A 3,411-nucleotide genomic window follows, 5' to 3' on the forward strand; every position below is an offset into this window, starting at 1 on the left:
AGTAATTTATAAGGAGATTTAATCCTTAGTGCATGAAGTACCCCCATTTAATTTCTCCCCTCTTTTATCTCATTTACTCCTCTTCTTGACCATTTGTTTCAAAATAAACTTTCAGCAACATCAAGTCGTATTACTATTAATTATTTTGAACTCTCTTTTATTTTAAAAATTTTCTTACCTTTAATTTTTCCTTTATCTAGTACTATTTTTTTATCACTCCTAACTTCTATTCCACCATCATCTGTTAATCTCATAAGCAAATTACCATTTCCTATTATTTCAACTGTTCCTGGTTTAATTACTACTTCTTTTCTTCTAGCTTTTAGGATGCCTTTGGTTCATCATCAAATAGAGGATATGTTTCTCTATTTAAAATTTAAACACCATATCAATTCTATCTAAACAGAAATATCGACACTACTATAGTATCGATATTTCTGTTACAATGATATCTTCTTTTATTTTACAAATAGTGCTATCTATAAAAACATAGTATAGTTTATTATATCTTCTTGCACCTAAATCCACATTAATTTACCTAACTGACTATAAGCCAACATTTTCTCTTGTGACATCTAAGACATCTGTAATGCCTCTTTCATTTAATTTTGTTATTAAATACTCACAACCACTTTCTAAGGCAATATTCCTCTCTTCCTCATAAATAGGCATTAGGGTATAAAAATTAATTATATTACCTTGGGTGCTCACAAACCTTTCTAGTCCACTTTCTCTAGGCTTACATATCATTAAGCATGATAGCTTTGTATTTGATGAAAATGACTGTGGAGGTTCTCCATTAGGAATAATGATATCTTTTCCAAGCCACCCATCATACATATGAGGAATATGAGCTATTTTTCTTATCCACCCTAAAGGCCAGTAATTATTCATATCTTCCATATCATTTTTATCTATTGGCCAGCTTATTGGTAACTTAATTATTAATTCAGCAAATCTTTCTTCAAATGCCTCAGTAGAATCATCCATAGGATAATCACTCATACCAGTAGTAACTATAGTGATAAAATTATTACTTGAATTAGGTATTATATGTAGATTAACAGCTACCTTGCTTCCCGGAATGATTTCAGATAAAGTATTAGTAACCTTTCCAAAATACTTTTCTACATGATTCAAAATCTCATCATGCTGATCTTGAATTAATCTTTCAGTATCTACTTCTGATACATTGTCAAGCGCACCACACTGACGGAGATATCTAGCAAGTTCACTATGTCCCTCCATCTCAGCAGCAACAAGTGCCGTTATCTTTGTCTTTGCGTTGCCTTCTCCTACATAATAATAGGCATTTATTGATGCTCCTGCTTTTAGCAACACTTTAACCATCTCTATAGATCCATTAAAAGCAGCTTCAATTAAAGGTGTCGCATGTATTCCAAGTCCAGCATCAACATCTGCACCATGATTAAGTAACCAAATAACATTTTCAATTATATTTTTGTTAACTGCTCCATGTATCGGAGTAACACGTCCTGTATCATTTTTTCTAGTGATATTTACATCAAGTCCTTTGCTATATAAAAATTCAAGAATGTCTTTGTTATTTTGTTCCGCTGCAGCATATAAAAGTGAATAACCACTTATATTATATGCATTTATTAATTTTGGGTAGCTTTCAACCATCTTAATTAATGTTTCTATATCTCCTTTTGAAATTGCTGAAAAAGTATCTCGTTTAATCTGAGTCCAACTTAAATTACTCATAATAACTCCTTTCTTATCTTGGTGGAAATTTTCCTTTTCGTAATTGTTCTGCAATCTCTAGTAGCTTCCTTTCAAAGTCTACTTTTGTTCCACCTGCACTTTTTACACCATATAATTCCTTAGCAACTGCTTTAATATATTTATTAGAATGACCTTTATTGGGAGCCCAATGAATATTTTCCAATCCAAAATATGGATCAATTCCAGCTTCTTTTAATACTTGTCTAGAATAATTAGCGTAAGCTTGAACTATTTTTTTACGATTTGAAAACTTACCTTTAACAGCAATATGATGAGCGTGAGGATTCTGCATACCTGATGGCGGAAGCCCTTTTGCTTTCTTTAAATAACGTCCAAAGTCGAATTTTGACAATTCATCTGCTGTAGGATTACTTCCACTCTTAATTGCATTTTTAACCTTTTTAAACTCCTTGGTAAATGCACCCAAAGCCTCATCAGCAGCACCAAGACCACATCCAAGTACTTTTACTGGTCGCTTTATTGTGTTATTTAATGCTATTTTAGCTACCTTAATATTCTCTGATATTTTAGATGATACTTTATTAAATGCATTTTTAACAAAAGGTGACGCTTTCTTAAATAATTTCCCTGCACCATGGAAAATTCCTGCTGTTACTATTCCAATTCCCATATCAGACAATACAGTTCCAATGCTTATTCCTTTACCGTCCATTGTTTGTCTTACTATGCTTTCAAATCCATTGGTTATTCCGCCAAGCAGCATCTTTCCACATAGTTTTTTTCCTGTACCAAAAGGTCCAAATACTGCTGTTGAAAGTGCGCCTATGAATGATTCTCTGCCTCCAGCCCACATATAGGCAGATGCATCACTAACTTCCCCACTCCTTTTATCTGATATTGCCTGACTTGCTACTGCTGCTGTTCCTGCTATTGCCGCACCTGCTCCAACTGCAGTTGCTACTGCTGCTGTTGCTACTGCCCCTGCTATTGCTACCGCTGCTACTGTTACCACTGCAACTACTGCCAATCCTGCAATAACACCTATTGCTAGTTTTCCCCAACTAAACTTTTTCTTTTCCTCTTTCTTTTCTTCCTGTTTCTTTTCCTCTTTTTTCTGTGGTTTTTCTTCTGGCTTTTGAGCTGCCTTTGGTTCATCATCAAATGGAGGATATGTTTCTCTATCTCTTGCATCTTCTATTACGGTATCTCCTAAAAAATGAAACTCGTTTTCTACTGAAAAACCACTTTGAGTACCTGCTTTTGCTACAAATATCTGGCTTTCTGCTTTTATGTTTATGTTTTGTGGTGTTTTTATTAATATTTCACCATCTGCATTTAAACTCAGTTTTTTAGGGCTTTTAAGCGTTACTCCAGTATTGTCATCAAAGCTTATATTAAGCGGCTCTTTTGATCCTCCATTTATGTTTAATGCACCTGGAGTCATTTCTATTTCACTGCCATGTTCTGTTCCAAAATATCTTTTAGTTGTATCTGATGTTTTAGCACAGCTGCCTCCATTTTTTCTTACACAACCTGTTACAATTGGAGCTTCACTACTTTCATTTGGAAAATAAAGTGCTGCACTTGTTCCAACTACAGGCATTGAATACATTGTATTACCTGTAGGCGGTGCATATGAAAACCAGGCGGCTTCTTTACTTTGACCTTTGTCTATATCAAGATTAAGTTTTACTTTTTCAC

The 3,411-nt window shown here is 34.0% G+C and carries 2 protein-coding genes; both read right to left on the reverse strand.

The annotated features are described in order from the left end of the window. Positions 1-546: 546 nt before the first annotated feature. Positions 547-1,728, reverse strand: a complete 1,182-nt coding sequence (locus B3603_RS22745) for a suppressor of fused domain protein (protein WP_291569127.1) — start codon at positions 1,726-1,728, stop codon at positions 547-549. 13 nt (positions 1,729-1,741) lie between these two features. Continuing rightward, a partial coding sequence (locus B3603_RS22750) for an AHH domain-containing protein (RefSeq protein ID WP_291569128.1) occupies positions 1,742-3,411 on the reverse strand: 1,670 nt, incomplete at its 5' end.

The sequence above is a fragment of the Clostridium sp. UBA2485 genome (assembly GCF_002341865.1).
GTDB lineage: Bacteria > Bacillota > Clostridia > Clostridiales > Clostridiaceae > Clostridium_J.

Bases quoted from the DNA above. Each gene is read 5' to 3' on its own strand.
- B3603_RS22745 (WP_291569127.1), bottom strand. From the start codon at position 1,728: ATGAGTAATTTAAGTTGGACTCAGATTAAACGAGATACTTTTTCAGCA.